The following is a 26,496-nucleotide window of genomic DNA, read 5'->3' as shown; positions in this document are numbered from 1 at the left end:
CGTCAGCTACCGATATTGACGACCTGCACGCGACGATTGCGTGCGTTGGAGGTTTGCGGCGGGGTCTGTTCGAGCAGCTGTGTCTCGCCCAGACCCACAGCCACGAGGCGGTTCGGGTTCACGCCGAACTTCGCGATCAGGTATTCCCGCACCGCCGCGGCGCGCCGTTCGGACAGCGCCTGGTTGGAGGCGGCATCACCGACATTGTCGGTATGGCCCTCGATGCGGAAGCGGAAGCCGGAGAGGTCCTGCGAGGACAAGGCCCGGCCCAGCGGCGCCAGGGCGCGTTCGGCGGCCGGCGTCAGCATGGAGGAACCGCTCGCGAAGGTGACGGTGATCGAGGCCGAGGGCGCATCCGACGTCGTTTCGCGCACCGGCGCACGGGCGGCGGCCTGGGTCGGGGAGACGCCCGGCGTGGCGGGCTTCGCCGCCGGCGCGCCAGGACCGGCGACCGAAGGGGTCGGCGCCGGATTGGCCGCGGCTGGCTGGCCATAGACCGGGGCGGGCTGCACCGGGGCCTGCGCGGCGGGTGCCGCCTCGACCGCGCCGGGCACGCGGATGCCACGGGTCTGGCCGCCGGCCTGCGGACGCAGCCGTTCGATTAGTTGCAGCGCGGCTGGGTCGGATTGCGCCTGGACGGCCGGTACGACAGAGACGAAAGCCAGCGCGGCGGCGCCGGCGAGAAGCAGTGATCGGGTCATAATGGGCCCTCCTTCGATACGCTGATGAGTAGCACGCGGAACATTCCCGCGCATCCGAAGCGGTTCACAGAAGGCCCAGGCCGCGCCAGGCCGACAGGCGCAGCGCCAGCAGCCGTTCAATCGCCGCCGTCGCATTGGCCAAGGCTTCCGGCGGCATCTCGGGCGGGATCAGCCGCGCGGCGATCGCGGCGGGATCGGCCGGCGCGCCCTTCTGCAATTCGACAAGCACGGCGAGGTCCGACGGCGAGGCGGTGATCGCGCTGCCAAGCGCCGGCACGACGGCCCCGAGCACCGCGCCGCCGGTGCCGGGTTCACCGGCGAGGATGGTCAGCAGCGCCTCATTCGAGCGCGCCGAGCCGGCCACGGCGGCCAGGTCATGCACGATCGGCCGCCACAGCGGATGCGCTGCACCGCTCTCGACCAGCATCAGGCCGATCTCGGGCAGGCTGAGGTCCCCGAGGCCGGGCAACGCCGCCAGCTCACCCAGGGTGCGCGGGCCATCGGCCAGGGCGCGGGCGAGGATCGCATTGTGCTCGTCCTTCAGCGTCGCCTCGCCCGAGGAGGTGGTGACCGAGGTGTCGAGCAGTTCCGGCGCCATGCCGAGCGCGACTTGGATCTCGGCGAGTGCCAGGGGCCGCGCCGGTCGCCGCCCGCGCACGAAGATGTCGGCGCGGAAGCGACGCTGGAGGAACATGTCGGCCAGGGTTTCGCGATGGATGCCGGCCGGCGCGTTCTCGATCACCTGGCGCTGCGCCGGGGTGAGCTGCAGGCTCGGCATGCTGCGCGAGGGATTGGCGCTGCCGCCGAATTCGAGCCGCGCCGGCACCAGCGCCTTCGCGACATCCGCGTGATAGGCCGGCCGCCAGAAGGAGGTCAGCCATTCATGGACCATGTAGGAAGGCGAGCGCTTCGCCGAGGCCAGGATATGGCCGAGCACTTGTTCGATCGGCAGGTAGTGGGCACCGGCGCCCTTTAGCGCCTCGATCGCCTCGAAGGCCGCCGCGCCGCGTTCATGCGGCGTGCCCCGGATGTCGCGGCAGGCTTCCTCGATGAGCCGCTGCATCACCACCGCATCCGAAAAGCCGGGCAGCGCGTTGTAGGCCATCAGCACGATGCCACCTGGCTTCAGGCGGCTTTTCAGAAGGCGGACGATGCCATCGCGCACCGCATCGGGCACCCAGGTCCACACGCCCCAGCACAGCACGATATCGGCCTCGGGCAGCTGGGCCGCGAAGCCCGCCTCGTCCAACTCGGCGACATCCATTTCGAGGAAGCGGGCATTGTCGATGCCGGCCGCGGCCACACCTTCGCGCGCCTCGACGATATGCACCGGCTGGAGGTCGAGGCCGACCACATCCCAGCCCGGATTGGCGGCCGCCAGCAACCGCGCCGTGACGCCGCGCCCGCAGCCGATATCGAGCACGGTCAGCCGGTCCCGATCGGCCGGTTCCCAGTGGGCGTCGGCGAGCGCCATGGCGAAATGCAGCCGCGCCGGGGAGGCCTCCGCCTGGAAGGCGGTGACGTAGCGGACATCGGCCGCGCCATAGCGGGACTTGGCGTCACTCATGATGTAGGCCCCTCAAACGCCGGGCGCCGCCCATCCGGGCGGCTTGGCTTCGCGCCAGGCACTGGTTCGCTGGTGGTTGGTGATGGTTTGGGCGCGGTCGCGCCGTGCGCTCGCGATCCGATGCGACGCATCAGATCCGGTGTCCACTTTCCGGTGTGGGATGGTATCACACCACCTCCCGCGGTTCGAACACGGCATCGCGGGCATGGCCGCGGCGAGGCTTGGAGGACCCTGCCCATGAGGTCCAGCCAAGCCGCGAGGTCGAGCCCAGCGCACCCGCAGGCACATCCTCCGCGCGCAGCACGAGGTTGACGGCGAAGGCCGTGTCGGGCCCGACGAACAGCCGGGCGAGCTGCGTCACCCGCAGCCAGTTCGGCGTGCCGGGCAGCAGCGAATCGAACGAGGTGCGGTCGAGCGGGCCGAAGCGGATGATCAGCCGCGCCTGCGGGTCCCAAACCTGTGCCCCGGCGGTGGTCGAGACGCCCAGCACGCAATGCTGCGGCGCGCCGCGCCCGCTCGGCATGCGGGTGCGTTCCTCCTCGGGCAGGCGGATGAAGCCGCCGGCGAATTCCTCGATCTCGACAGGCCGGCCGGTTTCGGCTTCCAGCATCGCGCGCAGACGCTCCGCGCTGCGGGTGCGGGCGGCGAGGTTGCCGGCATGGTACAGCAACGCCGCCTGCGGGATATGCGTACGGCCCTGCAAATTCGGCGTGCCCATGCCGATGGTCGCGGCGAGCACCCGCGCGGCGGGTTCCGGGTTGCGCGTTGGCCGGTACTTGGCGCCGGCCTTGCTGTGCAGGCCAGTCACGCGGCGACCCAGCATGTCGAGGAACACATGCAGCGCGAGCGAGCGCTTGCGCTGTTCCGCGGCGACCTGCGTGGTGTGGTGGCGCGGCAGCACGCCACCGGCGCCGACCAGGCCGAAGCTGCCCAGCGTCAACTCGCCCTGTTCCGGCCTGGCCGCGAGCACCGCCCCGGCCGGCATCGCCAGGCGCGCCGTGGTGCGCAGCACCAGGGCCTCCGGTTCATCGACCGGCAGGCCGGCGGTGCGCAGGGCGATCGCCGTCGCCTGGTCGATATCGAAGCGCGCCGGCTCGCGCTTGAGCCGGTCGAGCGGCGTGGTGGGCGCGAGCAAGGGCGATAGCGCCGGCTCCGGCGGCGGGCGGGACTCGGCCACCGCCTCGGGCGTCGCCACCGACAGTGCGGTGACGTCGAGGGTTTCCGCCGGCGGTGGTTCTGGCTTGGCGTCGCTCACAGCAGGGTCCGTGTCCCGCTGCGCGGGGCGAAGCGGGCGACGAGGCCGGGCCGACCGCGCAGCGCCACCAGCGTGCGCGAGAAGGCGTTGACCGAGACCTGCAGCGCCAGGAAGCGTTCCAGCACCTGCGCAAGGGGGTAGAGCCCGGCCGCCTGCCAGGCCTGCTGGTCGAAGGTGAGCGTCACATCAAGCCCGCGCGCGAAGGCCCCCGCGCGCCCGCCCGGCAGCCGCGCCACGCCGGGGCGCGTATCGACGGCGACCAGGGCGGCGAGGGCGGCGCGCGTCTCGGCCGTGTCGCGCAAATCGTGCAGGCGCAGGATTTCACGCAGCGCCGCCGCGCCGCCCTCCCCGCCCGTGACGGAGAGGTGGTTGAGCGCGAGGTGGGAGATCAGCCTCCAGGCGCCACGGTCGTTAAGCCGCGGGCGCAGCGTGGGCGTGGGGGGCGAGATGCAATCCACCATCGAGACTGGCGAACCGCCCTGGGCGACGCGCAGCCGTGGCTGGCCTGCGCCGAAGGGCAGCAGTGCCGGCAGGTCACGGTTGCAGCACAGCGCCTCGACCGTCAGCACACCTTCGGCGGCCTGGGCGGGGTCGAATTCGGTGTCGCGCAGTTCGATCCAGGTCTGGGTGCCGGTGACCGGCGGCGTCGCCCCGCGACGGAAGGTGACGTAGTTGACGTCGGCAGTATGCGCCTCGTCGGTCTCGCTGCGGCCGACGCGATAAAAGGGCAGCACAGTGCGGCGGCGGCCATCGGCGCGCGACTCACGCACCGTCTCGACCGAGTAGATCTCCAGCGCCCCGGGACGGCGCGCATCAGGCACCACCATCCATTCGGATTGCGTGCCATCAAGGGCGATCGGCTCGCAGCGCTGCGGGAAGAGATTGATCGCCGGGGTACAGGCGAGCGCGACATTCTCGACGCCAACCGAGCGTTCCAGCTCGGGCATGGCGCGCGACAGGTAGATGAAGATGTCGAGCTTGTCGGATTCCTGCAGGAGCGTGCGCGCATCCAGCCCGTCGAGGTCGAGGTAGAGGAACTTCTCCGGGAAGGCGAACCATTCGGTCAGCATCCGGTAGCCGGCGAAGGAACGGTTCGGCCAGGGCAGCGCCGCTTCCTCGGCGGTGAAGCCGCCGGGGCTCAGCGCCGTAGCATCGAGCAGCGTCGGGCGCGGGTCGGCCGGGCTGTCGGCAAGTGCCACGCCGAGCGTCGAGGTGCACAGCAATTCGTGCAGCAAGGCCCCCTGCGCGCCCACGCCACGCAGGTGCAGCCGCAGCTTGTCGAGGCCGAGCTTGGCGAAGGTCAGTTCCGGCGTGGTGGTGCGCAGGGTGATGCGCAGCACCGCCATGGCGCCCTGCACACGGTTGTTGGCCGGGGCGGTGATCGGCAGGCCGGACAGGCGGAAGGCCTCGACCGCGATCGGCCAGACGGTGACGTCGTGGCAGGTGCTGAAGCGGACGGGCTCACCGCGCACCGGCTCGGTCTCGACCATCAGGCCGCGCGGCACGCGGGTCGGGCCGGTCGATTCCGGCGGCGCGGCGAGCTTCATCGTCGTCATCGACGGCACCGGCGCGAGCAGATGCGGTGCGAGCATCTCCAGCAGCGTTTCGCTGAATTCCGGCAATTCGTCATCGAGGCGCTGCTGCACGCGGGCGGCGATGAAGGCGACCCCTTCGAGCAACCGCTCGACATAAGGGTCGTCAACCGCCTCGGGCGTGACGCGCAGGCGGGAGGCGACCTTCGGATAGGCCTCGGCGAATTCGCCGGCGAGCTTGCGGATCGCGCGGAGCTCGCGGTTGTAATAGGGGAGCAGCGATTCAGACATCGCTCAGGTCTCTCGTACCGCGACGTCGAGCGTGGTCGGGCGCACCACCGTCTCGAAGGAGATGTGTTCGGGCACCGGGTCGGTGCGCAGCACGGCTTCGATGCGCAGGCGCAGGACGCGGTCGATCGACTCACCCTCATTCCGGTGCAACTGGACCTTCACAGCGGTCAGGCGCGGCTCGAAGCGGGTGATGGTGGCCTGGATCTCGCGCGACAGGGCGGCGCGGCGTTCCTCCTCGGTGAAGGAGCCGGCGGTCGGGTCGGGCACGCCATAACCGATCGGTGACAGCGCCAGTTCGACGAGGCCCGTCGGCGGTGGCACGCGGCGGCGACGCGCATTGAGCAACGCCTCAAGGTCACGGCGGACGGCGGTGCGCAGCAACTCCACCGCCAGGGATTGCGACAATGGCGCATCCCGCGGGCTGTCCGGGTCGGCATCGAGCAGCCGGTCGAGCAGCGGCAGTCGGATACGCGGGCTCGCGCGGTCGCTCATGTTTCTTGACCCTCAAGCGCCGGTCGCGACCCATCCGAGCCGCTTGGCTTGCGCGCCCTGCACTGGCGCGCAAGGCGGGTCGGGCGGTCTGGGCGCGGTCGCGCTGTGCGCTCGCGGCCCGAGGCTGAGCCTCGGGCCAGGGGCCTCGCGCGGTCGCGCCCTGCGATCGCGGCCCGAGGCAGAGCCTCGGATCGAGTGGGCGTGACGGATGGGCGCGACTGCACCATCAATCGAAGGTGACCTCGGTAAGTTCGGCGAGGCTCTTCGCATCATCGCCGATGAGGAATTCGCGCATGCCGAGGCCGCGCACCAGGCCCGCATCATCCTGCCATTCCGTGCCGCGCCCCAGGCGCAGCGGGTTCGGCATGTCCTTGGCCGTCCAGGGATAGACGGTCGGCATATAGACCACGCCTTCCTGGCCATCCTTGGTCTCGATGGTGCAGCGGCGCCAGTACAGGTCGCGTGGGCGTTTCGGTTCGTCGAAGGACAGCGCGCGCAGGCGCTCGACCGGCACCCATATGTATTCGCCGGCAGCGGTATGGACTTCGACGAAGGCGGCGAGCACGTCGTCGGCGTCGCGCAGGTCGTCGAAGGCGACGCCATCGATCTTGCCGGGCGCGCGCGGGCGCAGCGATTCGATCTCGGCCGCGGCGGCCGCGGCGCCGGCATGGTCGCCCGCACGCAGCAGGGTGACGGCCCGGGCGGCCGCCTTCTGGGCGTCGGTCGGATCGTCGCCCTGGAATTTCGGCACGCGGCCTTCCAGCATGACCTGGCGGCGCACCACCTCGGCCCGCAGCAGCTGGCGGAACTCCATCACGGTGGGCGACGGGCTTTCCTCGATGACCGCATCGAGCGAGCGGTCGGCGCGTTCGAACTCGCCCGCGAAAAGGAGCATCTCCGCGAGCAGCCAGCGCGCGCCCGCCTCCCGTGGCGTCGCCTTCACCGTGGCGATCGCCGCCGCGACCGCTCCCTCGATGTCACCTGCCTTGAACGCGTCGCCTGCCGTGGTCATGCTGCTTGCCTCGCCGCCTGGAGATCCGTCACGAGGCGGAAGGCCGCCCCCACCTCGTCCAACTGATAATGCGGCTGCAGCAATACCGTGCAGCCGAAGACACCGGGCTGGCCCGGCTTTTCGCGTACCTCGACTTGCGCTTCGCGCAGGGGATAGCGCGCACCGGAATCACCCGCGCCGCCGGCCGAGATATTGGTGAAACCCTGCAACCAACGTTGCAGCCGCCGCTGGATGTCGTCGGCCGTCTTGAACGAACCCACCATGTCGCGGCCCATCAGCTTCACGCAATGGGCGAAGCGACTGACGCAGAGCATGGCGTTGAACTGCGCCGACAAACGCTGGTTGGCATTGGCCGCGACCGCCGTCTCACCGCTCATGCGGGGTGGACGGTGGATCGATGGCGTGGCGGCGAAGGACGCCTCGGGCAGCAATTCCAGCCCGATGAAGGGGATGAAGCCGGCCTCGACGGCCTGGCGTTCCTGGTCATCGGTCAGCGCGACCTCGACCGGCGGGCGCAGCGTGCCGGCGCGCGGGTCGCCGGACAGTCGCTCGCTGGGCAGGTTCTCGATCACCCCGCCGGCCGCCTCGCGGGCGATGGTGGCGCCACGGACATCGGCGGGCCAGGACGCCTTGGCGAAGGCGCGGATGGCGGCCGCGGCCAGCCCATAGGCCGGGCTGGACCAGACGCGCGCCTCAGCGCTCGGCGCGTATTCCCGGTAGCGGAAGCCATCGGCGCGGGTCGCGTCATCCGGCCAGGGCGCTCGGCCCAGCACGCGCGGCAGGAGCACCGCGAGGAAGCGGCTATCCTCCCGCGCCTGCAGGGAACGCCAGCGGGTGCGATCGGCGGCGCGCAGCACGTCGGTCAGATCCGCCGCGGCGCCGACGCCGGCCCAATTGTCGAAGCCGAGCAGCGCGGGGTGGGCGGCGATCGCCGCCGGCGCGAAGGCCGCCGCGGCGACGCCAGCCAGGCCGTCAAGGCCGGTGATGTCGTCGGTCGGGCTGCCGGGGCCGGGGGCGTGGCGCACCTCGTAGTCGGCGACCAGCATGCCGAAGGGCTCGCCGCCGGGAGTGCCGAACTCGCTCTCATAGACATGCTTGAACAGGGCGGATTGGTCGAACTCGTTGGCGCGCTCGAAGTCGCGGCAGATCTCCGCCCAACGCGCGGTGAGGACGCGGATCTTAATGCGCGCGCCGAAGGGCACGCGGTCGACCAGCCAATGCAGCGCACGCCAGCCGCCTTCGAGCCGGCGCAGGCGTTCATCATGCAGGATAGCGTCGAGCTGGGAGCCGATTAGCCGGTCCAGCGCGGCGATGTCACGGTCGACGGCTTCCTCCAGCCGCGCCATCGCGTCGGCGCGACCGTCCTTGCTGCCGTCATGGGCGATGATGTCGGCCAGGCGCGGGCCGAACCAGCAGCCGAGCGACGCGCCGGCTGAGCGTTCCGCCATGAAGGCGGCGAGCGCCTCGGCGCCCCCCGCCCCGGAGCGGCCGAGAAAGTTCCCGGAAAGCACCCGTGCGCGCAACGGCACGGGCGGGTCGGTATCGGGCGGCCGTGGTGCCACGCCGCATTCTCCTCCCCGCCCGACCGTCGCGTCAGGCCTTCTGCGGAATGCGCGCGACCATGCGCATGGAGGTCGAGAGTTCCTCCATCTGCAGCCACGGGCGGAGATAGGCCACGGCGTTGTAGACGCCAGGCTTGCCCGGCACCTCCTTCACCTCGACCTTCGCCTCGCGCAGCGGGTACTTCGCCTTCAGGTCCTGGCCGGCATTCTCGTTGGCATTGACGTAGTTCTGAATCCAGCGGTTCAGCCAGATCTCGACATCGGTCGATTCCATGAAGGAGCCGATCTTGTCGCGCGCCATGACCTTGAGGAAGTGCGCGAAGCGCGAGGTCGCCATGAGGTACGGCAGCCGGGCGGAGATCGCGGCATTCGCCGTGGCTTCCGGCCGGTCGTACTTCTTGGGCTTCTGCACCGACTGCGCCCCGAAGAAGACCGAATAGTCGGTGTTCTTGTAATGGCACAGCGGCAGGAAGCCGAGGCCGGAGAGTTCCGCCTCGCGCCGGTCGGTGATGCCGATCTCGGTCGGGCACTTGGTGTCGCTGTCGCCATCGTCCGAGGTGAAGACGTGGGTCGGCAGGTTCGACACCTTGCCGCCGCCCTCGGCGCCGCGAATGGCGACGCAGAAGCCATGCTGCGCGAAGGCGTCGGTGAGGCGCGCGCCCATGACATAGGCGGCGTTCATCCAGCAGTAATGCTCGTGGTCCATCGCCTTCGGCTTGCCGTTGGCGTCGTAGGGCGCCTCCTCATAGGCGAATTCCTCCACCGGTACGGTGGCGGCGCCATAGGGCAGGCGGGCGATGGTGCGCGGCATCACCAGGTTGAGGAAGCGCGCATCCTCAGTGTCACGCAGGCCGCGCCACTTGGTGTATTCTGCGGTCTCGAAGATCTTGGCGAGGTCGCGCGGCTTCGACAGTTCGCGGTAGTCATTCATGCCGAACATCTGCGCGGAGGCCGCGGAGATGAAGGGCGCGAAGGACGCGGCCGCAATCGACGACATCAGGCGCAGCGTCTCGACGTCGTCTGGGTGGGACGTCCACTCGTAGTCGCCGATCAGCGAGGCATAGGGCTCGCCGCCCGGGGTGCCGAACTCGTTCTCGTAAATCTTCTTGAACAGCTGGGACTGGTCGAACTCGACGGCGCGCTGCAGATCACGCGACAGCTCGCGCTTGCTGATCTGCAGCAGGCGCAGCTTCAACGACGTGCCCGTCTCCGAATTCATCACCAGGTAGTTCAGGCCGCGCCAGGACCCTTCGAGCTTGCTGAAGCGCTCATGGTGCATGATCGCGTTCAGCTGCTCGCTCACCTTCTGGTCGATGGCGGCGATGGCGCGGTCGAAGGTCTGGCTCAGGTTGCGACTGAAGGTCACGGTGCCCTTCAGCGCTTCCTCGGTCAGCGCCTTGATCAGGTCCTGGGCGCGGTCGCGCTCGGTCTGCTTGGTGGCGCCGATGACCTGGTCGAGCAGGCCGAGGCCGCCTTCGGTTTCGGTCGTCGTGGTGGCGCCGGCTGCGGAAGTCTGGGTGCCGCTCATGCGATCAGCCCTCCTTCTTGTCGAGGCCGAGCTCGGCCGACAGGGCGTCGAGCTTGGACTTGTCCTGGAGAACCTGTTCGAGCAGGCCTTCCAGCTCGTCAGAGCGGTCCACCTTGGACATCAGGTCGCGCAGCTTGGCCCTGGTTTCGAGCATCGCCTTCAGCGCCGGCACCTGTTCGGCCACCTTGGCGGGCTCGAAATCGTCCAGGCTGTTGAACTTCAGGTTGACCGCCATCTGGCTGCCGTCGCCGGCCAGAGTGTTGTCGACCTTGATGTTCAGGCCCGGCTGGATGCGGGCCATCACGTCATTGAAGTTGTCACGGTCGATCTGGACGAACTTGCGCTCGGCCAGAGGCTTCAGGGGCTCGCTCGGGTCGCCGGCGAAATCCCCCATGATGCCCATGACGAAGGGGAGCTCGCGCTCGATCTGTGCCCCTTCCGTCTCGACTTCATAGGTGATGTGGACGCGCGGCTTCCGGACCCGCGCGAGCTTGTCATGCACGCTGCTCATCAGCATTCCTCCTAAGGGCGAGGTCCGAGGCCCATGATTACGATTGCGGGAGACTACGCACCCACAAGCGGCAGGGTCAACGCATCCGCATCACACAGGCGACCGGTCCTCATTCGTCAGCAACATGGATACCCAGCGCGGTCAGCAACATCCGCCGCGCGGAGTGGTCGGGCAGCACCTCGGCCAGCAAATCCGGGAGGGACATGCGCGCCCGACGGACCGCGTCGTCAAGGGTAAAGGCCAAAGGTGACTGAGGTTCGGTCTTGCGGAAGAAACTTGCGATCTCCTCAAGCTGGCGGATCGCATCCTCCCGCGTGCGCATGGGCTTGGGGCCGGCCGCCGCGCCGCCGGCCGCGGGCATGCCGCCACCGGCCTCGCCGCCGCCCGCCACGGCCGCCTGCTCCTCCTCGGCCGGGGCATCCTCGACGGGCGCGCCGCCGATCCGGGTCTCGAGGTCGATGATCGCCTGCAGGGCCTCCGCCACGCGGCGGGTGGATGGCGCGCTGCCGCCAAAGCGGGCCGTGACCGCGGCATCCATCGCCGTCCAGGCCGCCAGGGCCGACCGCGCCTCCTGCCCGGCGGCGCGCAGCAGGCCGACACTGGCGCGGGCTTCGTTCTGCAACATGTCGAAGGCCGGGACGCCAGAATCGATGCGGGCCTGCCGGCGCTCAGCATCGGCGATCGCCGCGGTCTCCTCGGCACGCTGCCAGGTGAACAGGTCGCCATCCGACCCGTCGGCCCGCTGGAACAGTGGATAGCGACGGATCGACGCCATCAGCGTCCCGTCGGCCCCCTCGCCAGACAGGCCACCGATCGGGGCGCCGCGGTCCTCGATCCCATCCTCGCTGTCGAGCCCGGGGAAGCCCTGATCCCAATACTGGTTGCACAGCCCGGCGATCACCTCGGCGGCGTCGGTGAGGCCGGGCAGGCCATCGACCCGGACCAGCGCCTCGGCCATCCAGCAGGCGATCTCGAAATCCTTGGATTTGTGGCCGATCACCTCGATGCCGAGTTTCTTGACCTCCCGCCAGGCGGTGGCGATGGCCGCCGGATTGGCCTCAGGATCGCCACTGTCGATGGCGCGCTCGCCGGCTCGCGCGTCGTTCCGCTGGGTCCGGATGCGTTGGTACAGCGAGGTCGGGGAATAGTCCGGACGCAAGTCCTCGCCCGCCCCGTTGCCATCGGCAAGCGGCGCGAGCAGCGCCTCTATATCGAGTACACCTTCACCCATTTGAAACCCCCGTGTGATGCCTCTTACACCGAACTTCCGAGGCCACGTGATGGTACGCTAGCACGCTGGACTCGTTTAGCATGCCCTCTTACGGTTCGTTCCCGGAAGCGAAGAAGCTCCGCAAAATCGGCTCAGAGTGAGGCACGTCCGGCATGGTGGCGATCGATCTGAAATCCCTGGTCGGGCGCATGAACGCGCTCACGCGTCGGCAGTTGGAGGCGGCGGCAGGGCTAACGCTTTCACGCACGCACTACAACGTCGAGATCGAGCACGTCCTGCTCAAGCTGGTCGAGACCGGCGGGTCGGACGTCTCGGCCGTGCTGCGAAAGGGCGGCGTCGATGCCGGGCGGGTGGCCAACGAGATCACCCGGGCGCTCGACAAGTTCAAGACCGGCAATTCGCGCGCGCCGTCGCTGTCGCCCGACATCGTCACCTGGCTGCGCGAGGCCTGGCTGCTGACCAGCCTTGAAAGCGGGGCGCCGAAGATCCGCTCGGGGCACCTGCTGGCGGCGCTGCTGAATGATGACACGCTCGGCCGCACGGTGAAGGAAAGCGCGCCGTCGCTGCTGAACCTGCCGGCCGATGCGGTGCGACGGAACCTCGGCGAGATGGCCGAAGGCAGCGAGGAAGCCGCCGAGGCGGGTGCGGAGAGCGAAGCCGGCCCCTCGGGTGGCGGCGCTCCCGGCGGCGAGGCGCCGCGTTCGGGCGGCCCACTCGACCAGTACTGCACGGAACTTGTCGCCCATGCGAAGGCCGGCAAGATCGACCCGATCCTCGGCCGCGACGGCGAGATCCGCCAGATGGTGGATATCCTGACGCGGCGGCGGCAGAACAACCCGATCCTCACCGGTGAGGCCGGCGTCGGCAAGACCGCCGTGGTCGAGGGCTTGGCGCTGCGTATCGCGCAAGGCGACGTGCCCGAGGCACTGAAGGGCGTGAAGCTCTACTCGCTGGACATGGGCCTGCTGCAGGCCGGCGCCGGCGTGAAGGGCGAATTCGAGAATCGTCTCAAAGGCGTCATCGACGCGGTGAAGTCGTCGCCCACGCCGATCGTGATGTTCATCGATGAGGCCCATACGCTGATCGGCGCCGGCGGCGCGGCCGGGCAGAACGACGCGGCCAACCTGCTGAAGCCCGCGCTGGCGCGTGGCGAGATGCGCTGCATCGCCGCCACCACCTGGGCCGAATACAAGAAGTACTTCGAGAAGGACGCCGCGCTGACCCGCCGCTTCCAGGTGGTGAAGGTCGAGGAGCCGTCCGAGCCGCTGGCCTGCGCCATGCTGCGTGGCCTGGTGGCGACGCTCGAGAAGCATCACGGTGTGCGCATCCTCGATGAGGCGATCACCCAGGCGGTCAAGCTGTCGGCCCGCTACATCCCGGCGCGGCAGCTGCCGGACAAGGGCGTGTCGCTGCTGGATACCGCCTGCGCCCGCGTGGGCATGAGCCAGGCCTCGATCCCCGCCCCGGTCGAGGACCGCCAGCGTCGCCTGTCGCTGATCGACACCGAGCTCGGCGCCATCAGGCGCGAGGAAGCGACCGGCACCAACCACGAGGCGCGCCGCGTCGCGCTTGAGCAGGAGCACGCGAAGGTCTCTGCCGAGCTCGAGGAGGTGATGAATCGTTGGGAGGAGGAGAAGGCGCTCGTCGCGAAGATGCGCGACCTCCGCCACCAGATCGAGACAGCCGCCGTGCCGATGCCGGGCCCCGATGGCGCTGCACCCGCCCCGGTGGATACCGAGGAGTTGAAGAAGAGTCTCGGTGAGACCGCCGCTGCGCTGCACACGCTGCAGGGCGAGGAACCGCTGGTCTTCCCGGTGGTCGATGGCCAGGCGGTGGCTGACGTGGTCGGCACCTGGACCGGCATCCCGGTCGGCCGGATGGTGTCCGACGAGATCCACACGGTCCTGAAGCTCAAGGACCATCTGATGGAGCGCGTGGTCGGCCAGGACCATGCGCTGGATGCGATCGCGCAGGCGATCCGCACCTCGCGCGCCGGGCTGACCGACCCGCGCAAGCCGATCGGCGTCTTCCTGATGGCCGGCACTTCCGGCGTCGGCAAGACCGAGACGGCACTCGCGGTCGCCGACCTGCTCTATGGCGGCGAACAGAACATGACGACCATCAACATGTCGGAGTTCAAGGAGGAGCATAAGGTCTCGCTCCTGATGGGTTCGCCGCCGGGCTATGTCGGCTACGGCGAAGGCGGCGTGCTGACCGAAGCCGTGCGGCGCCGCCCCTACTCCGTCATCCTGCTCGATGAAATGGAGAAGGCGCATCCCGGCGTGCAGGACGTCTTCTTCCAGGTGTTCGACAAGGGCGCGATGAAGGACGGCGAAGGCCGCGACATCGATTTTCGCAATACCGTCATCATCATGACGTCGAACGCCGGCACCGACACGATCGATAAGTTGTGCGCCGATCCCGAGATGGCGCCGGAGCCCGAGGCCTTGCGCGACGCGCTGATGCCGGACCTGCTGAAGTCATTCAAGCCGGCTTTCCTTGGGCGCACCAACGTCGTCATCTACTATCCACTGCCGCCCGAGATCCTGAAGAAGATCGCCGGGCTCAAGCTGCGCAGCATCAGCCGTCGCCTCAAGGAGGCGTACAACGTGCCGCTGCAGGTGGATGACGCGGTGATCGACGCCATTGTCGAGCGCTGCAAGGAAGTCTCCTCGGGCGCACGCAACATCGACAACATCCTCAGCCGCACGGTGCTTCCGGAGCTGTCGGCGCGCATCCTCGCGCGCCTCGCGGACGGTCATGAAATCCTTCAGGTGAAGGTGTCCATGAACGACGATGGCTCGTTCCGGTACGACGTCGATTGAGCTAAGGTTCTTCGTATCAGGAGGCGACATCGGGTCGCCTTCCGGGGGCAGGTTGGGAAAAGGAAAACGCAGATGCCGATTCTGATGCAGTACAAGGACGTTCCTGGCGAGAGCAAGATCAAGGGCTTCGAGAAGTACATCGAAGTCACCTCGTTCGAGTTCGGCCTCGGCCGCCGGATCACCTCGGGCGTGAACTCGGTCCGCGAAGGTTCGGTCGTGAACATGAGCGAGATCGTGGTGAAGAAGTCGACCGACGGCACCACCATCAAGCTGTTCGAGCAGGCCTGCTTCGGTAAGCTCAACAACGACGTGAAGTTCTCCTTCGTGCGCACCGGCGCTGGCGATCCGCAGGAGTTCATGGGCATCTACCTGAAGAACACCGGCGTGTCGGGCCTGGCCTTCAAGGCGGCCGGCGGCAGCGGTGTCGACAGCCGCCCGGGCGAGACGCTGCACCTGAACTTCGGCGAGATCGAAGTGAAGTACAACCCGATCGGCGATGACCTGACCGGCAGCCCGAGCTCGACGACTTGGAAGCTCTCGTCGATGACGAAGTGATGCCGCGCCGCACAGCGGCGTGACATCCACGGCGGCGGCTTCGGCCAAGGCCGCACCAAGACACTGGACATGCCGTCCGGAGCGATCCGGGCGGCATGACCATGAAGGACGCCAAGACAGGAACGCGCGCGATGTCCAGCTCCGGTTCCGCCAGCTCAGTCTACATGTGCTACGGCTCCGTCCGTGGCGAGGCTGAGGTTTCCGCCAAGGTCAAGAAGACGCCGGCCAGCGGCGGATGGATGCAGCTGACCAGTTGCTCCCTCGCCGCGGCCATGAATTACGGCCAGCGATTTTCCATGCAGGCCGAGGGCGGCGGCGACGTGACGCCCGTGCAGGTCAGCAAGATGACCGATGCCTCCTCGACCGGGCTGTTCCGCGAGGCGCTGCTCGGCACCTTCGACAAGAACGCCGTGATCGTGTTCATGCGCACCGGCACCGACGCGCCGCAGGAGTATATGCGCATTGAGCTCGAAGGCTGCGGCATCGTGGATTTCTCGATCGACGGTGGCGGCGAGGATCGCGCGACCGAAAAGTTCGCCATCCGCTACGGGCGGTTGACCGTCATTTCGTGGGGCTTTGATGCGCGCGGCCAGGCCACCGGCCAGGCCATGGCCATGATCGAAAACCTGGCCTGATCCGCCAAACGGAGGAGGTGGCGCCATGCCCCTGATGATGAATCTTCCGGGCATCACCGGCGAAAGCACTGTGCAGGAGCATGTGGGCTGGCTGACGTTGGCAGGCTTCACCTGGGGCGGGACGCGCGTGGCGCGCAGCAATGCCGCAGGCTCGCACCGCTCCACGGCCAAGGTCTGGACGCCACAACTGCGCAGCGCAACGGCGCGGCGGAAGTCGGATGCGCAATCCGCCCTGGTCTGGCTAGGTATGGTCGGCGCCACCGAATATCCGGTGGTGAAATTCGAATGGTTGCGCACCGGAGAGGGCGCACCGGTCGTCTACTTCTCGGTCGAACTCGGTGGCGTGCGCATCGCTCGCGTCACCGAGGCCTCGCAGGGCGAGCATCCGATGGAGAGCATCGAATTCAACTACCGGACGATCACCATGGGCGTGCGCAACGTCGGCAACGCGCTGACCGGCTCGCAGGACATCGTGATGTACCAAATCCCGCAACACACGGGCGGCTGACGCCGCCGGCCAAGTTCAGGCGACGCAATCGACGCCGATCGCGCTCACATTGTCACGCGCACCGCGGCTCACCGCCTCGGTCACGATAGCCCGGACATCCGCGCCGCTCATGAGCATGGCGGCGATCTCGGTCTCGGCCATCGTCTTGAACAGGCCGTCGGTGCACAGCAGGTAGCGGTCGCCCTCGATGATGCGACCCGAGACCTTGTCGAGTTCCAGTTCGCCCTGGGCGCCGATGGCGCGCGTTATGACATTCGCCTGCGGATGGCTTTCCGCTTCCTCCTCGCTGAGCGTGCCCTGGTCCACCAGTTCCTGGACCAGGCTGTGGTCCTTGGTGACGCGAGACAGTGCGCCCTGCCGCAACAGATAGGCCCGCGAATCGCCGGCCCAGAGCATGGCGAAGTGCTCACCGCGCGCCAGCATGACGACAACGGTCGAGGCCAGGATCCGCCCGGGCCCGCGCCGCGCCGCCTCCTCCTGCAATTCCTGATGCACGGCGGTCAGCCGCAGGCGGACCTGCGCCAACAATTCCGCCGCCGAAAGGCCCGGCGGGATCACCTGCATCGCCGCGATGATGGCATTGGAGGCGACGTCGCCGGAGCCATGCCCACCAGCGCCATCGGCCACGACCCAGAGGCCGATATCCGACCGGTCGATCAGGGCGTCTTCATTGCGCGGGCGCACCGCGCCGGGATGCGTCGCGGTCAGGGAGGCGAGTCGCCAGGTCATGCGTCGGCTTCCAGGAGGCTGGCGAAATCATACGCCGGCAGCAATGCCGGCATGGGCCGGACCGACGGCGGCAACCGCCCCCCGCCACCGGTCCACCATCCGCCGCCGGGTGGCGCTGCGGGGGCTTCGGCAGCCGGCAGCACCTCGAAGGTTGGTCTCGAGACCGGCATCGGGTTGGTATCCATCGGGATCTGCGGGGCGAAGACCGACGCATCGTCCATCGCCACCGCGGCGCGGAGCGGCGTCCCGCCCGCCGCGATCAGCGCCGCGAGCGGGTCGGACTGGTCGGCGGTGTCATCCGGTGCGCCAGCAGCGGCACCCGACAGCAGCGCGGCACGGTCCTCCGGCGCGGCGGCGAGGGTCGACGGTTCCGCCCCGGGTGCGGCGCTCTCACTAAGCAGAAAGGCGAGTGTGCCATCCGACGGGACCGGGTCCGGCGCCGCGGGTGTCGCCATGCTGAGGTACGGCGGCAACTCGCCGGTCGGCTCGCACATGTCTGCCCCCGGCAATTCCACCGGTGGCGGCGCGGACCCTTGCGGCACCGCATCGGCGAAGATCGCCAAAAGATCCTGGTCTTCGGAAGGCGTGGCGGGTGCCTGATCCGGCGATGCCGCCGCGAAGATGCCGAGCGGATCCGGCGACGCGATCATGCTGTCGGTCGGTGATCCATTGACCGGGCTTGGTACCCCTGCCACCGCTGAGAGGAACTCCGATGGCGCTTCGGCCGGAGCGAGTGGCTGCTCACGACCAAACATGTCCAGCGGATCCGCCTCGCTCGCCTCCAGCGGCAACGGATCCGAGGGTTGCTGCGACGCCGCACCACGATGCACCTGGGGCACATCAGCGCCGGGCTCCGGGATCGCAGCCGCCAGCGCGTCAGCATCGACCTGGCCGGCGCGCCCGGCCGATGCCGCGGCCTCCAGCGCCGCGAACCAGGCCGGGGCCGGTGTCGGTGCCTCCGGCTTAACAAGCGCCGCAAGCGTGATGGGAAACCGCCGGCCGACCATATCCTGGCTTGGCAGCATCACGCCGACCACCGCATCGGGCCCGCAGGCGCCCGCCGGCAGCGCGAAACGCCAGGGCGGCGCGCTGTCCCATGCGTCAGCCCAGCGCGGGCCCAGCCGGTCGCGCGCTGCCTCCATGCCCTGTTGCAGCCAGGCATCCCACGGCGCGACGAAGCTCGTCGGCAGCCCACGACGCACGAAATCGCCATGCGCCGGCACCTTGCCGAACAGGCCCGTCAGGGGGAGAGCGTCGGGCATCTGAACTCCGCCAGCTCACGCAGGCCGAAGGGGTGCTGCGTGCTGCCCGCACGCAGTTCGAAGTCGATGACGCGGTCACCCTGTGTCACCCGCAGCCGCAACCTCTCGCGCTGGGGGGTGGTGGTCAGCGTGCTGCCCCGACGCATCACCAGGCGCAGCGCGGACCAGGCACCGTCATAGGCGAGCGGGCCTGCGAGCGACGGCGGATCGAAGGTGAGCGTGGTGTTGCCGCGTGCCGGCCAGGACATCGGGATGGGCCGGAACGAGGCGGTGCGGGTGATCTCGGTCCGCACGCCCTCCGCCTCCAGCGTCGCCGAGATCGCGGCGGCATCCATGTCGCGCGGCAGCAATTCGAAGCGCAGGCCGATCGAGGCGACGCCGGGGAAGAAGGCATCACGGATCGCGCGGGCGCGCTGGAACTGCATCAGGTCGGCCGCGCTGATCGGCGGCGGCAGGCCATCGGTCGCCACCGGCCGCCAGGGCAGGCTGGTGGTGTCGGCGTATTGCCGCACGTTCTGGGTGAAGAACTGGTCGAACACCCCGCCCGGCCCGAACAGGCGGATGAAGTCATCCACCGGCAGGTCCTCGCCATTCACGTTGAACGGAAAGCGCTGGTTGAGGCCGGTGCAGAAGGGCGCGATCTGCTGGGCGCCGGCGGCGGCGAGCGCCGCCTTGGCCCCGCCGCCCCGCGCCGCGGCGGAGGCGGTGACCATGCCATTCAGCCAACGCTGCAGCGGCTGCGGCTGACGCACCGCCTCGGCCTGCAGGCGCTGGCCGGGGTCGAGGCCGACACTGGGCGGCGGCAGCGTGCCCGGCGGCGTGCTGGCGAGGCGCTGCACCTGCACGAACAGCTCGTTGACGATGCGCAGGATGTCATCGAGCGGCTGGCCTGCGGCGGTGCGGATCGCCTCGAAGCGAGGTTCCACGAGTTCGGCGACCGGCTCGGCGCCGGTCGGTTCGGCCGGCGGGGGCGGCTGGCCGGCGGCCGGCGCGGGGCGGGGCTGGGCTCCGGGCCGCGTCCAGCCCTGCGGCGGCGTGCCGACCGTCACCTGGCGGGCGATGCCGCGCAGCAGATCCTTGATCGGGGAATTGGGCGCCCCGAGGATGTTCAGTGCCTCGGCCTGCTGGGCCAAGGCAGGCGGCAGCGGCACTAGGTTCAGGTCCGCGAGCATCGCCTGCCATTGCTTCACATATTCCTCGGCGTAGAGCCGAAGCACCGCCTGCTCCAGCGCCACCGGGTCGTCGGTGCCGAGATTGGCGCCCTCCGGCCCGAGCACCCAGTATTCCGCGACGCCCTGCCGCACCGACTGGCCGAGCACCGGCAGCATGGCGCGATACAGCCCATCGAGGGTGTAGAGGCCGGGAATGCCCTCCGTCAGCGGCTGGCCGGAGGCGCGCACGAAATAGCGCTGGCCGGATTGGCCCAGCACATCGGCCGGCCGCCAGGGCTGGATAGTCGCCCCCGCTGCCGCCGCCGTGCTCTGCAGGCGCGAAAAGACACGCTGCGCCAATGGCAGGCGCGAGAAGACGCGCCGGGCATTGTCGACGAGCGCGCCATCGACCGGATAGCGCTGGAAGCTGCCGGCCAGCGTCGCGTCGAGATGCGCCATCAGCGCGTCGCGCAGCGGCTGGTTCACCGCACCAGGAAAGGTGCGCTGCCAGTCATGCGCGAACCAGTTCTTCACCACCTCGATATCGAGCGGGCCTTCCTGGCCAAGCATCAGATAGGCGCGCGTCACGTCATAGAGTTCGTCGGGCCGCTGGAAGGCGCCGCGCATGACCAGTTCCATCCGCGCCAGCAGTCGCGGCAGGTAGGACCGATTGAGCGCGCGGCGATAGGCCGCATTGGCACCGGCGAAGAGCTTGTCCTCCTGGCTCAGCCCCAGCCCGCCACCGCTGCCCTGGGATGCCGGCGGCAGGTCACGCGCTGCGTCCAGGTAGGGCAGGATGCGGCGGAATTCGGATTCGGTGATGCGGTCGAACGGCACGCCAGTGGTGGCCTGCTCGGCCTTGGCGATCCGCTCGGCGAGGCGCTGGCCGCGCGCCTGTTCCGCGCTCCAGGCGGTGTAGCCGTACAGGCCGCCGCCGATCGTCACCAGGCCGGCGATCGACCAGGCGGCGATGGCGACGATGCGCCGGCGCTTGTCAGCCTTGCGGTCGTTCGAGGCGAGCCGAGCTTCGTTGAACACCACATCCTTGAGCAGTCGCGTGATGAAGTAGGCGCGACCCTTCTGCTGCATCACCGCCGCCGGGCGGCGCGGATCGAAGCCGAATGAACGCGACAGCGCACCGGCGAGCCGGTCGAGCGGGCTGCCCTCCTGCGTGCCGGAGGTGAAATACACCCCGCGAAGCATCGGCGCGGGGTCGAGCCGCGTGCCGCCGAAGGCCGCCGCGACGAAGGCGCCGAGCGGGCCTTCCATTGAGGCGAACTGCGCCGGGAAGCCTTCAAGCGCGGTGCGCTGCTGCGGGCCGCGCTCATTCTGCAGCCGTTCGAGCACACGGTCCTGCAGCCGGCCGAGCAGCGCCTGGAATTCGTCGTTGAACTTCGCGGCGTGGCCGGCTTCGCCGGCACCGTCCACCGGGAAGGTGAAGCCCCAGACCTGCTCGCGCGCGGTCTTGTCGAGGTCGTCGAAGAACTCCATGAAGCCAGCCAGCAGGTCGGTCTTGCTAATCATGAAATAGACCGGCAGGCGCTGGCCGAGCTTCTCCTCGAGTTCCTTGATGCGCCGCCGCACGGTACGCGCGTGCTGCTCGCGCTCGGCCGGGCCGAGGCGGGAGATCATGTCAACGCCGAAGGTCACCAGCACGCCATTCAACGGCAGGCGCGGCCGGTTCTTCTTGAGCAGGCCGAGGAAGCGTTCCCAGCCGGCCTTGTCGGCCGCCGCGTCGGAATCCTGCGTCGTGTAGCGGCCGGCGGTGTCGATCAGCACCGCATTGTCGGTGAGCCACCATTCACAGAAGCGCGTGCCGCCCACACCTTGCAGCTTGCCGCCATCGGAGAGCGGGAAGTCGAGCCCGGAATTGGCGAGTGCGGTCGTCTTGCCCGACCCGGGCGGGCCGATGATGACGTACCAGGGCTGGTCGTAGAGAAAGCTGCCCTTCTTGCCGGAGGCTGATTTCAGCCGGTCGAGCGCGGCGGTCAGCCGCTCGCGCATCTCGCTTTCTTCCTCGGCGGCGCGGTCGGCGGAGGGATCCGGCGCGGCGATGCCGGCCACCAGCAGCATGTCGCGGCGCGACTTGCGACGCTCGACGAACCAGATGACCACCAGGGTGAGGACGAAGAGCACCACGCAGACGATCATCCGATTGATTTCGCTCTCGAGCGGCCGGAAGCCGCCGATCTCGATCATCGGGCCGAACAGATAGACGATCGGCATCAGCATCATGACCGCAAGAATTGCGGCGATCGCGCGCCCCTTCAGGAAGGGCTGGAAAACGCTCAGGATCTCCATGGTCAGTTCGTTCCCCGGAGCAGCACGACCTCGATACGTCGGTTCTCCTCTCGGCCATCGGCGGTGCGATTGTCGGCGATCGGCTCGGCGTCGGCACGGCCTTCGATGGTAAAGCGGCTGGCATCCCCGGCCGAGGCGGCGATGATCGCCGCCGCCGCCTCGGCCCGCGCGGCCGAAAGGTGGAAGTTGGACGGGAAGCGCACCGTGCGGATCGGCTGGTTGTCGGAATGGCCGATCACCTGCACGCGGCCCGGTTCGGTCCGCAGGCCCTGCCCCACGCGTTGCAGCATGGGCAGGAAGCGCTGTTCCACGGTGGCGGAGCCGGAACCGAACATGCCGCGCCCCTTGATGCGGACGGTCACCGATCGCGCATCGCCGAACACCGTCAACAGGCCCTGGTCGATCTCGGGCTTGAGGAATTCGCGCAACGTCATCAGGAAGTCAGGTGGCGGCGGCGGTGCATTGCGCGGCGGTGGTGGCGGCGGCGCGGGCGGCACCGGTGGGGCGGAGCGTTCGATCTCCGGCAGGGTGCCCGGTGGCAGCGCGGCCATGCGCTCGTACAGCCCGTCCGAGCCCTCATTCATCGCATTGGCGAGCCAAGCATAGCCCATGCCGAGCGCGAAGACCGCGACGCAGGCGGCGACCCAGGCGGGAATGCCGCGACGCGGGCCGCGATGCGGCGCATCGACACCCTTCCAATGCGGCGACAATTCGCGTTCCCAGGGTGGCCGCACCTGCGCCAGCAGCTGGTACAGCCCGGTACGGATCTGGTCGAGTTCCGAGGCACCGCGCGGCGAGAGCCGGTAGCGCCCCTGGAAGCCCATCGACAGGCAGAGATAGGTGAGCTCCAGTGCATCCTTCCAGCGCCCAGGGTCCTTCTGCATGCCGGCAAGCACGTCGAAGAAGCGGTCGCCCGACTTCACTTCCTGATGGAAGGTCGCGACCAGCGACTGCACCGACCAGACGCTGCTCTGACCCCAATTGTAGGACAACACCACGTCATCAAGGCTGGCGCACAGGATGTAGTGCGCGGCACGCACCTGCTCGGCGCTGACGCCGGCGTCGCGCGCGTCGACCTCGAACTGGCGGAAAGCGCGCAGGGCGCGTTCGCGCAATTCGTCGGCCGGCGGCGGCGCGGTCATGCCGGCATTGGCGAGGCGCCCGAGCAGGTCGAGCAGCGGCTGGGCGGCGGCCGCGAGCGGACCGATGCCGGTCTTGGGCAGGGCTTCCGCCTCGCCGGCCAGACGCGGCGCGGTTTCGGCGCGCCCGGCCGGGGCGCCGCCACCGGTCGGCAGGCCACCAAAGCCTTCAGCCGGCGCCGAGGATGCGCCGAAGCCGGGCTGCGGCTGCTGTGGCCGGGGCGGCGGCGTGGCGCCGCCTGGCCCCCGCACCACGGTGCGGTCGCTGTCATTGGGCTCGGCGAAGGGATTGTCGCTCATCGCGCGGCGTCCTTCGGGTCAAGGCAGGGCGGACAGAGGGTCAACCCCTGATCGCCCAGAGTTCCATCTTCAGATTGGGGAAATCGCCGGAAACATGGATGGCGAAGGCCCCGGCATTCTGCATCTGCGCCCAGTGCGGGCTGCCGCGATCGAGTTCGAAATAGACTGCGGCCGAGTGAAACGGGATCTGCCGAGGTGCCACGGGCAGTGGACGCACCTGGATGCCCGGCAACGCGACGTTGACCAGTTCGCGGATGTGTTCGACCGCGCCGATCTTCACCTGGTTGGGGAAGACGCGGCGCAGCTGCTCCGAGGGCAGGTCCGCCTGGACGGACAGCACGAACTGGCTGGCCCGCAGCAGGTTGCGGTCGATGATCGGGCCGACCCGAATGCCGAATTGGCGCTCCTGCAGTGGTATGGAGACGGCATTGGTCTCCAGCACCATCGACAGCGATCGGCGCAGATCGGCGACGACCGGCGCGAAGGAGCGCTGCAGGTCCTCATGTCGATAGGCCGGATAGGTCGCGGCCATGCGCTTGGGGTCGGTAAAGGTCGCGAGCTCACCGGCCAACTGCACCAGCGCCGCGTAGAGCGCTTCGGGATGCACATTGCCCGCGTCGGCCCAATGCGCGAGCAGTGGCTGCCAACGATTGACCGCCTGCAGCAGCAGGAAGTCGGCAACCTCGGCGACGCCGCGCGCACCGGGCTGGGACAGCCGTGCACCGAGCGCTTCCGCGCGCTGGCCGAGCATGCCGACCAGTTCGCCCACCAGATTGCCCAGCGGCGGCGTGGCCGAGACGCGCAGGCAGGGCGGGATGAAGCGGTCATCGACGACAACCCGGCGGTCGGCCTGGACCTCGACGATGCGAGTCAGGCCGATGGTCGAGAAGCCGGCGCGTTCCTCGGTCTCGAGCATGAAGCGCAGGCGCGGGCGGCCGACCTGGAGTTCGCCGGGGACTGTCGCGTCGGAATGGGTGTCGAAGGCCTCGAAGCTTCGCATGGCGTAGCGCGCATTGGCCGTGTCAGGGCCTTCGGTGAAGGCGATCTCGGGGCTGCCTGGCTGGCGCACCGGCAACGCGAGATAGACGATGCAGTTGCGCGTCCCCTCCGGCAGGTCGAGCGGCGCAGGCTGGTCGGCATGGCCGGGCACGGAGAAGGCCGTGCCGTCCTCCATGATGCCGGTCGCCGAGGCGATGGCAAATTTGCCCGCCGCCAGCAGGTCGCGGTCGAGCGAGAGTTCCGTGATGCCCCAGGGGTGCGCGCGCAGCGGAGCCACGCGCGCCTGGAGCATCCATTCAGCATGGCGGTCCTGCTGCTGAAAATGCTGCGCCCGGAGGAACATTCCCTCCTGCCAGACCACCTTGTCGTGCCAAAGCATCCGCGCCCTGCCCCCTTGTGCCCCGGCCTAAACGTCTCGCCGCGATGCCTGTTCGTAGGCTCGCGCGAATTCCTTGCCGAAGGCGCTGTCGAAATCGTCGTCGAACTGTTCGGTCACCTGTTGGTGAAGTCGCTTGTAGGCTTCCCAAAGGCGCTTGTCCTTGCTGGCGAAAAGCCCGCCACCGCCGCCATCGGCGCCTTCGATCCCCTCCGGCGCCAGCCGCGCCAGCAGGGCGCGCGCGGCGGCCTGGGTCGCGGCGAGCGTTGCCACCTGGTGGGCCGTCAGGTCCTCAACCGTCTCGCGCACCGCGCGCGGGCCTGCCTGCGGCCCGGCGGAAAGCAGCGAAGCCAATGCCTGTTCGTCGGAGGCCGCGAACTTGACCGGATTGTTGCCGGCCGAGCGCAGCATGGTCTGCTCGATGCGGAATTCGCGCTTCACATCGGCCCGGGCGATCAGCAGCTGACGCATGCCGGCGATGGCCGCATGAAACGCGGCGCCGAGGGACCGCAGCGCAGCCTCGGGATCGGCATTGGCGGCGAGGCTCGGCGGCAGCCCGGCGCCGGCGAGGAAGGCGGCGAGCCCGGCTTCCGTGCCGCCGCCGGTGATGGCCGGCCGCGACGCTGGCGCGTGATCCTGGACCGGCGGTGGCGGCGGAGCGGCGCGCTGCGGCTCCGCGAAGGGGTCGGGCTGCGGCGCCGGCGGCCGCGCATGAAGCGGGGCAGCCGGCGCGCCTGCAAATGGGTCGGCTACGCCGGGATGTGGTGCGACGGGCTGTGCCGGAGCGAAGGGGTCGGGGCCGTGCGGCCTCGCGACAGGAGGCGGCGGCGCATACGCCGCTGGCGCCGCGAATGGATCGGGGCTGGCCAGGGGCAAGGCGAAGGGGTCGGGGCCGCCGGGAGGCACCGCGAAAGGGTCGTTGCCCGGCGGCCGGGCCGATGGCGGCGCAGCGAAGGGATCTGGGCCGGATGGCCGGGACGGCGGCGGCGCGGCGAAGGGATCCGGGCCGGATGGCCGGGCCGGCGGCGGCGCAGCGAAGGGGTCAGGGCCGGGCGGCCGGGCCGGCGGCGGCGCGGCAAAGGGGTCCGGACCGGACGGCCGGGCCGACGGTGGCACGGCGAAGGGATCCGGGCCGGATGGCCGGGCTGCCGGCGCCGCGAACGGGTCAGGTGCGTCGGCGGGACGCGGCGGCGGCGCGGGCGTTGCCGCCGGCCCCGGCGAGAGGTCGATGTTCCAGTCGTCAGGGATGCGCGATCCGCCGCCCGACGGCGCCGGTGGCGGCGGTGTTGCCATTGGTGCCGCCGGCGTTGGGCCGAGATCCCAACTATCCGGTATCACCGAGACCTGCTGCATCGGCTTCGGCGGCATGAAGGCATCGGAGGCGGCCGGACGATGATCCGGCATGGCCGGGCCGTCATTGAGCGGATCGAAATCAGCCGGCAGACCGCTGCCACTCGGCAGGCCGGGCATGCCCGAACCGGGCGGCTTCGTCCCGAGGAACGGGTCACCCGGCAGCCGCGGCTGCAGCGGTTCGTCACGCGGCGGGGGGGCGCCCCAGCCGCCCTGGTCCTGCCCACCCCATGCGGGCGGCGGCGAAGCGGGGGCCGTGGCCCAACTCGGCGAAGCGGCGGGCTGATCCCACCCCCCACCGCCCTGTGGCGGCGGCGCGGCGGCTGGCTGGCCACCGCCCCAGGCCGCACCGGGCGACTGCCCCGCGGCCATCGCGACCCGCACTTCGATCTCATAGGCGCCGAGGCGCAGGCGGTCGCCATCCTCCAGCGGCTTGACCTGGTCGCGACCGACCGGCGCATCCGCATGGTTGATGTAGGTCCCGTTGGTCGACAGGTCGCGCAGCTGCCAGCCGCCGCCACGGAACTCCACGACGCAGTGGTGCTTCGACAGCAGCCGGTCAGGGTCGGGCAGCACCCAGTTCGCATCGGCGCCACGGCCGATGATGTAGTCGCCCCCAGGCACGCGGCGCTGTTCCGGCACCACGGTGTCGGGGCAGCGGATCATCGTGAGGGTCAGTTCCAT

The 26,496-nt window shown here is 69.5% G+C and carries 20 protein-coding genes; 4 read left to right on the top strand and 16 right to left on the bottom strand.

Annotation, left to right across the window (positions count from 1 at the left end):
* Positions 1 to 2 precede the first annotated feature (2 nt).
* The 10 genes from IEY36_RS31100 to tssA all read right to left on the bottom strand — a co-directional run bounded on the left by IEY36_RS31100 (position 3) and on the right by tssA (position 11,682).
* Positions 3 to 701: an OmpA family protein gene (locus IEY36_RS31100; protein ID WP_188967201.1), complete on the bottom strand. Its 699-nt coding sequence runs from the start codon at positions 699 to 701 to the stop codon at positions 3 to 5.
* A gap of 64 nt (positions 702 to 765) precedes the next feature.
* Entirely contained in the window at positions 766 to 2,268 is a 1,503-nt protein-coding gene (locus IEY36_RS11460) for a class I SAM-dependent methyltransferase (RefSeq protein WP_188967200.1), read from the bottom strand.
* A 166-nt stretch (positions 2,269 to 2,434) separates the two neighbouring features.
* Positions 2,435 to 3,523, bottom strand: a complete 1,089-nt coding sequence (tssG, locus tag IEY36_RS11455; RefSeq protein WP_188967199.1) for a type VI secretion system baseplate subunit TssG — start codon at positions 3,521 to 3,523, stop codon at positions 2,435 to 2,437.
* A complete protein-coding gene (tssF, locus tag IEY36_RS11450) occupies positions 3,520 to 5,346 on the bottom strand; it encodes a type VI secretion system baseplate subunit TssF (RefSeq protein ID WP_188967198.1) in 1,827 nt (608 codons plus the stop codon). Before tssF ends, tssG begins: the two co-directional genes overlap by 4 nt.
* Positions 5,347 to 5,349: 3 nt before the next feature.
* Positions 5,350 to 5,838, bottom strand: coding sequence for a type VI secretion system baseplate subunit TssE (gene tssE, locus IEY36_RS11445; RefSeq protein ID WP_188967197.1), 489 nt, complete (start codon positions 5,836 to 5,838; stop codon positions 5,350 to 5,352).
* Positions 5,839 to 6,064: 226 nt separating this feature from the next.
* Entirely contained in the window at positions 6,065 to 6,850 is a 786-nt protein-coding gene (locus tag IEY36_RS11440; RefSeq protein ID WP_188967196.1) for a type VI secretion system accessory protein TagJ, read from the bottom strand.
* A complete protein-coding gene (gene tssC / locus IEY36_RS11435) occupies positions 6,847 to 8,412 on the bottom strand; it encodes a type VI secretion system contractile sheath large subunit (protein ID WP_229681256.1) in 1,566 nt (521 codons plus the stop codon). Before tssC (IEY36_RS11435) ends, IEY36_RS11440 begins: the two co-directional genes overlap by 4 nt.
* A gap of 31 nt (positions 8,413 to 8,443) precedes the next feature.
* A complete protein-coding gene (gene tssC / locus IEY36_RS11430; protein WP_188967195.1) occupies positions 8,444 to 9,940 on the bottom strand; it encodes a type VI secretion system contractile sheath large subunit in 1,497 nt (498 codons plus the stop codon).
* A 4-nt stretch (positions 9,941 to 9,944) separates the two neighbouring features.
* Complete coding sequence (gene tssB, locus IEY36_RS11425) at positions 9,945 to 10,457, bottom strand: type VI secretion system contractile sheath small subunit (RefSeq protein WP_456307048.1); 513 nt, start codon at positions 10,455 to 10,457, stop codon at positions 9,945 to 9,947.
* A 103-nt stretch (positions 10,458 to 10,560) separates the two neighbouring features.
* Positions 10,561 to 11,682: a type VI secretion system protein TssA gene (tssA, locus tag IEY36_RS11420; RefSeq protein ID WP_188967194.1), complete on the bottom strand. Its 1,122-nt coding sequence runs from the start codon at positions 11,680 to 11,682 to the stop codon at positions 10,561 to 10,563.
* 152 nt (positions 11,683 to 11,834) lie between these two features.
* Between tssA and tssH the strand changes: the two genes are divergently transcribed.
* From tssH to IEY36_RS11400, 4 genes are all read left to right on the top strand, one after another.
* Positions 11,835 to 14,507, top strand: coding sequence for a type VI secretion system ATPase TssH (gene tssH, locus IEY36_RS11415; RefSeq protein ID WP_188967193.1), 2,673 nt, complete (start codon positions 11,835 to 11,837; stop codon positions 14,505 to 14,507).
* A 72-nt stretch (positions 14,508 to 14,579) separates the two neighbouring features.
* The gene (locus IEY36_RS11410) at positions 14,580 to 15,062 is read left to right on the top strand and encodes an Hcp family type VI secretion system effector (protein ID WP_188967192.1); all 483 of its coding nucleotides are present in this window, start codon (positions 14,580 to 14,582) and stop codon (positions 15,060 to 15,062) included.
* Positions 15,063 to 15,157: 95 nt separating this feature from the next.
* Complete coding sequence (locus IEY36_RS11405) at positions 15,158 to 15,697, top strand: type VI secretion system tube protein Hcp (protein WP_188967191.1); 540 nt, start codon at positions 15,158 to 15,160, stop codon at positions 15,695 to 15,697.
* 25 nt (positions 15,698 to 15,722) lie between these two features.
* Entirely contained in the window at positions 15,723 to 16,205 is a 483-nt protein-coding gene (locus IEY36_RS11400; protein ID WP_188967190.1) for an Hcp family type VI secretion system effector, read from the top strand.
* A 15-nt stretch (positions 16,206 to 16,220) separates the two neighbouring features.
* Here IEY36_RS11400 and IEY36_RS11395 read toward each other — a convergent pair whose 3' ends face one another.
* The 6 genes from IEY36_RS11395 to tagH are packed head-to-tail and all read right to left on the bottom strand — an operon-like array spanning position 16,221 to position 26,496.
* Entirely contained in the window at positions 16,221 to 16,934 is a 714-nt protein-coding gene (locus IEY36_RS11395) for a PP2C family protein-serine/threonine phosphatase (protein WP_188967189.1), read from the bottom strand.
* Positions 16,931 to 18,196, bottom strand: a complete 1,266-nt coding sequence (gene tagF / locus IEY36_RS11390) for a type VI secretion system-associated protein TagF (protein ID WP_188967188.1) — start codon at positions 18,194 to 18,196, stop codon at positions 16,931 to 16,933. The genes IEY36_RS11395 and tagF overlap by 4 nt, the downstream gene beginning before the upstream one ends.
* Complete coding sequence (gene tssM, locus IEY36_RS11385) at positions 18,175 to 21,648, bottom strand: type VI secretion system membrane subunit TssM (protein WP_188967187.1); 3,474 nt, start codon at positions 21,646 to 21,648, stop codon at positions 18,175 to 18,177. Before tssM ends, tagF begins: the two co-directional genes overlap by 22 nt.
* A gap of 2 nt (positions 21,649 to 21,650) precedes the next feature.
* On the bottom strand, positions 21,651 to 23,087 hold the full coding sequence (gene tssL / locus IEY36_RS11380) for a type VI secretion system protein TssL, long form (RefSeq protein WP_188967186.1): 1,437 nt from the start codon (positions 23,085 to 23,087) through the stop codon (positions 21,651 to 21,653).
* 40 nt (positions 23,088 to 23,127) lie between these two features.
* Positions 23,128 to 24,465 (bottom strand): type VI secretion system baseplate subunit TssK, encoded by a 1,338-nt coding sequence (gene tssK, locus IEY36_RS11375; protein WP_188967185.1) that lies wholly within the window; start codon positions 24,463 to 24,465, stop codon positions 23,128 to 23,130.
* A gap of 27 nt (positions 24,466 to 24,492) precedes the next feature.
* Positions 24,493 to 26,496, bottom strand: coding sequence for a type VI secretion system-associated FHA domain protein TagH (tagH, locus tag IEY36_RS11370; protein ID WP_188967184.1), 2,004 nt, complete (start codon positions 26,494 to 26,496; stop codon positions 24,493 to 24,495).

Source organism: Neoroseomonas lacus (assembly GCF_014644535.1).
GTDB lineage: Bacteria > Pseudomonadota > Alphaproteobacteria > Acetobacterales > Acetobacteraceae > Neoroseomonas > Neoroseomonas lacus.
This window is presented reverse-complemented; position numbering and strand designations above follow the sequence as displayed.